The sequence below is a fragment of the Ilyobacter sp. genome (genome assembly GCF_041583315.1).
Classification (GTDB): domain Bacteria; phylum Fusobacteriota; class Fusobacteriia; order Fusobacteriales; family Fusobacteriaceae; genus Ilyobacter.
Window position 1 is genome coordinate 1 of record NZ_JBFHGC010000244.1, and the last position, 4,162, is coordinate 4,162.

5 protein-coding genes are annotated in these 4,162 nt (G+C 36.7%); 3 read left to right on the forward strand and 2 right to left on the reverse strand.

Annotated elements, in window-relative coordinates:
* Positions 1-456: 456 nt before the first annotated feature.
* Positions 457-1,821, reverse strand: a complete 1,365-nt coding sequence (locus ABZA26_RS09155) for an MATE family efflux transporter (protein ID WP_372714216.1) — start codon at positions 1,819-1,821, stop codon at positions 457-459.
* Positions 1,822-2,138: 317 nt separating this feature from the next.
* Here ABZA26_RS09155 and ABZA26_RS09160 point away from each other — a divergent pair, with 317 nt between their 5' ends.
* From ABZA26_RS09160 to ABZA26_RS09170, 3 genes are all read left to right on the forward strand, one after another.
* Positions 2,139-2,546: a hypothetical protein gene (locus ABZA26_RS09160; RefSeq protein WP_372714217.1), complete on the forward strand. Its 408-nt coding sequence runs from the start codon at positions 2,139-2,141 to the stop codon at positions 2,544-2,546.
* A 90-nt stretch (positions 2,547-2,636) separates the two neighbouring features.
* A complete protein-coding gene (locus tag ABZA26_RS09165) occupies positions 2,637-3,599 on the forward strand; it encodes a diguanylate cyclase (RefSeq protein ID WP_372714218.1) in 963 nt (320 codons plus the stop codon).
* Positions 3,574-3,996 (forward strand): thiamine-phosphate pyrophosphorylase, encoded by a 423-nt coding sequence (locus tag ABZA26_RS09170; RefSeq protein ID WP_372714219.1) that lies wholly within the window; start codon positions 3,574-3,576, stop codon positions 3,994-3,996. Before ABZA26_RS09165 ends, ABZA26_RS09170 begins: the two co-directional genes overlap by 26 nt.
* A 10-nt stretch (positions 3,997-4,006) precedes the next feature.
* Here ABZA26_RS09170 and ABZA26_RS09175 read toward each other — a convergent pair whose 3' ends face one another.
* Positions 4,007-4,153 carry a mechanosensitive ion channel domain-containing protein gene (locus tag ABZA26_RS09175; protein ID WP_372714220.1) on the reverse strand — a complete coding sequence of 49 codons (147 nt, stop codon included), beginning with the start codon at positions 4,151-4,153 and terminating at the stop codon, positions 4,007-4,009.
* Positions 4,154-4,162 lie beyond the last annotated feature (9 nt).

The following is a 4,162-nucleotide window of genomic DNA, read 5'->3' on the forward strand; positions in this document are numbered from 1 at the left end:
ACCCGTATTCAGTCAAAATATCCTGGACCTTTACCGCAGTCTTCTGTCTTTCTTCAGTCTTGATAGCTACAATCCTATACTCCATTTCGTTACCTCCCATATTTATTCTATATGGATTTATTCTCCGATAAATTGATTTTCCTTCAAGGGGCAGACGAAGATTTTTCTCAGACTCACAACTCGTGAAATTGCAGACACTTATTTGAAAAAATGAAACATTGATCACGAATAAACACGAATAGAATAAACAAATAAAAAATTAAGAAATGTTTACTGATGACACCGAGAAGATAAAAGACCTAAAAAAGGTTTCTCTGTGAAACTCAGGCATCTCTCTGTGACTCTGTGGTAAGGTATTTCAATCTGTATCCTAATTTTTATTCGTGAGCATTCGTAATAAGATATTTTGATTTTTATTCCCACCATAAATCCGACAATCTATTATAACTGCTCCGGTTATTTGTTATAAACAGGCATCACACTGACCGGTTTCTCAAAACTGGTCCTGTTTTTATCAAAATAGTTCTTTAGGAAAAACAGAGACATGAAAAAAGCTATCCCTTCTGCAAAAAGCGGTGTCATCCATACACCATTTATCCCAGCCATTCCCGGAAGGAAAACCAGTCCCACCACCATAAGTACACAACTCCTCATAGTGGTTATAAAGGAAGACACTCCGGAACTCTCTATAGACTGGTAAAAAGTTGACATCATTATATTGAGTCCCATGAAGACAGATGCACTGAAAAATAATGGCATCCCGTCTCCTGTGATTTTCATAAGCTCATCATTATCCCTTATAAATATACCTACTATCTCATCTTTATATACAAATGTTATCAAAATAGTCAATGCTCCTAATAAACCGCTGACAATAGTACTCAGTTTCAAAGTATCCCACACCCTGCTGTGGAGTCCTCCGCCGTAATTTACACTGAAGATCGGCTGGGAAGCCTGGGATATTCCAAGAAATATGAGATACAGCAGAATATTTATGTTCAGGATTATGCTGTATGCTGCAACAGCTGTTTCCCCCCCTATACGCAGAAATATATAGTTGAAGGCAAATACCACTGCCCCGAATGACATCTCGTTAATAAAGCTCGGAAGACCCACCTTTGCTATCCTCTGAATGACCTGAATTTCCAGTTTCGGACTTTGGAGTTCCAGAGAATTTTTCTTTGACCAGAAATGAGTGAGAAGAACTGCCGTATAACTCATCTGTGCTATACCTGTAGCGAGGGCTGCTCCCTTCATTCCCCAGTTAAGTTCAAAGATAAAAATATAATCCAGTATTATATTCACTATCCCGCACAACACCATTCCCATCATGGACACCTTAGGATTACCGTCATTTCTTATGAATGCATTGAGACAGTGTGGAACCAGGTAAAAAAGAGTAAACTTTGAAAGAATCCCCAGATAGTCTTTTGTAAGGGGCAGAGCATCACCTCTGGCTCCCAGAAAATAACTTATCTCGTGTAAAAACATAGTCTGCCAGATGATATATATGCACCCAAGTGCAAGAGCCAGAGTTACAGCGTGGGTAAATATTCTGTTTCTTCCCTCATAATCACCTCTTCCTGCATCGACAGAAGCCGCTGTAGCACCTCCTATCCCCAGAAGCATCCCTGTAGAAGAATAAAGTGTGTAGGCTGGTATGACTGTATTTAGTGCCACAAGCCCCAGACTACCTATTCCCCTTCCTATAAATACTGTATCTATAAAAATCAATATTCCTATGGACAGCGTCCCGGTCACTGAAGGTATCAGATACCCGAAAAACAGCTTTGAAATACTCCCATTCTTAATTTTTTCCATTAAATTACCTCCGAAATGATATCCTTGTATCTTATCATGAACCCCTATTAATTCAAAAGTCTTTTTTGCAATTTTAGAGTCTGAAATTATTTCGGATAAAGTATTAAATTTCTCCAGTGTTACTTTTCTTTCAAGAAAAAAAGTAACATAATTTTGGATTAATTCAATAATTTCACAAAAAAACCTACAATAAAATATAAAAAATGATATAATCTATATTAATACAGACAGCCATTTAACCAGAAAAAGAAATAAATTTTCTCTTAGCATATGATGCAGAAAAGGGATGTTAAAATAAAAACTCTAGGAGGTGTAGCATGTCTCAAGAATTTTTACAAGAGGAAATGGAGCATTATAAGCTAGAACAGGAAAAAGTGAAACAAATAGTCGGAAGTATCGGTGGAGCCCATCAAAGCCGAAAACACAAAATGTTTAATGCCATATTTCTAACTATTGTGGTGGTATCATTCTTTATGGGTGGAATCCTTCACTATATCCCTGTGACACTTTCTATAGAGCTAGGAGTTCTTCTTGTGTCTCTAAAAATCGCTTGGATGATCCACGAACAGCAAAAAGTTAATCACTTTCAATTCTGGATCCTAAACTCTCTGGAGATAAGACTAAACTCTCTGCAGACTTCTTCAAGGAAGATCAATAAAGAGCTTTCTCTCCTGAGAGAAGAAAATGAAAAGCTGATATCAGTCATCAATGATGACAAAAAGTAACCGGCTGTTGCCGGTTACTTTACATTTTAGCTATCCAGTAAAATCAAAATTTTAAATTATTTATAAATACCTTTCAAAGGAGCTTATACTATGAAGATAGAAAAATTAAAAAAACAAAAAGATTTTTTGGAAATACTCATGGATAATCTTGAAACAAAAATGTTTATAGTAAATGATAGTATGGAGATACAGGAATTCAATAAGTCTTCGGAAAAGATCATCGGTTCTGATATAAGTGATATTTATAGTAAAAAATGCGGCGATCTGATGCAGTGTGCCCACGCCATAGATGAAAACAAGCCCTGTGGGGAGACATCCCAATGCCGGCAGTGTTCCCTGAGAAATTCAGTGTCTGATTCTCTATTCAAAGACTCTGATACAAATAAAAAAATTCTCTTTAGAAAGCATTATATAGATGGTAAAAAAGAGGAAAAGTTTTTTTTACATTCCACTAAAAAAATAAGCTATGACAACAAGGATATGTCACTTATACTCCTAGATGATATCACCGAAATAGAAAAAAACAGGAAAAAACTTCATGAACTTTCCATAACTGACGAGCTCACAGGAGTTTACAACAGAAGATTCATTTTTGAGACTATAAATAAAGAGATTAAAAGGTCAGAAAGATCAGGCGGGACTTACTCCCTGATGCTGATAGATATAGATTTTTTTAAAAAAGTAAACGATCTCTGCGGTCACTTGGAGGGGGACAATATACTCAGAAAAGTGGCTCATTCAATAAAAGACAGTGTCAGAAGTATGGATATGTTCGGAAGATTCGGAGGAGAGGAGTTCATCCTGCTTCTTCCTGAAACAAATTTAAAAGTAGCTCTCCTGTGTGCAGAGAGACTTAGAAAAACCGTAGAAAGTATCAACTTCCAAAAGGTTGGTTACCCTGTGACTGTAAGTATAGGGGTAGGACAGCATATCCACGGGGAAGGCATAGATGAAATAATCGAAAGAGTAGACAATGCTCTATACAAGGCAAAGGATAACGGAAGGAACAGGGTGGAGGTAGCAGAAAATGCAAAAACTTTACAGAATTCTTGATGTCAACGTAAACAGGGCATCTGAGGGGACAAGGGTAATAGAAGACCTCTTCAGATTTTATTTTGAAAATGAAGAATTTACCAGGGAATGCAGAATAATGAGACATAGTCTGAGAAAGGGCATGAAGGACATAGACGGGCTTCTTATAGATAGCAGAGATTCCAGAGGAGATATTGGTCTCTCAGTGAGTCAAAAGGTAAGGAATGATTCTAAGGAAGATGTCAGTCAGCTATTGATATCAAATTTTAAAAGGATACAGGAAGCAGTGAGGTGTATAGAGGAGCTTTTAAAAGTCATCGGCCATTACCCACTATCAAAAGAAATGGAAAAAATAAGATATCAGGCTTACTCATTGGAAAAAGATATATCCGTATATTTAAAAACCAGCGGTACATAGACCGCTGGTTTTATTTTTTCAAAATAACCACTATTTGGTGAATCATCATATTATTAGGGTACATCACCACATTTCCGTTATCATTTTCTACCTCTACATAAAAGAGTCTCATCTCTTTTATTGTCCCTTCCAATTTGTGATCCCCTATATTAATCATCACCCTGTC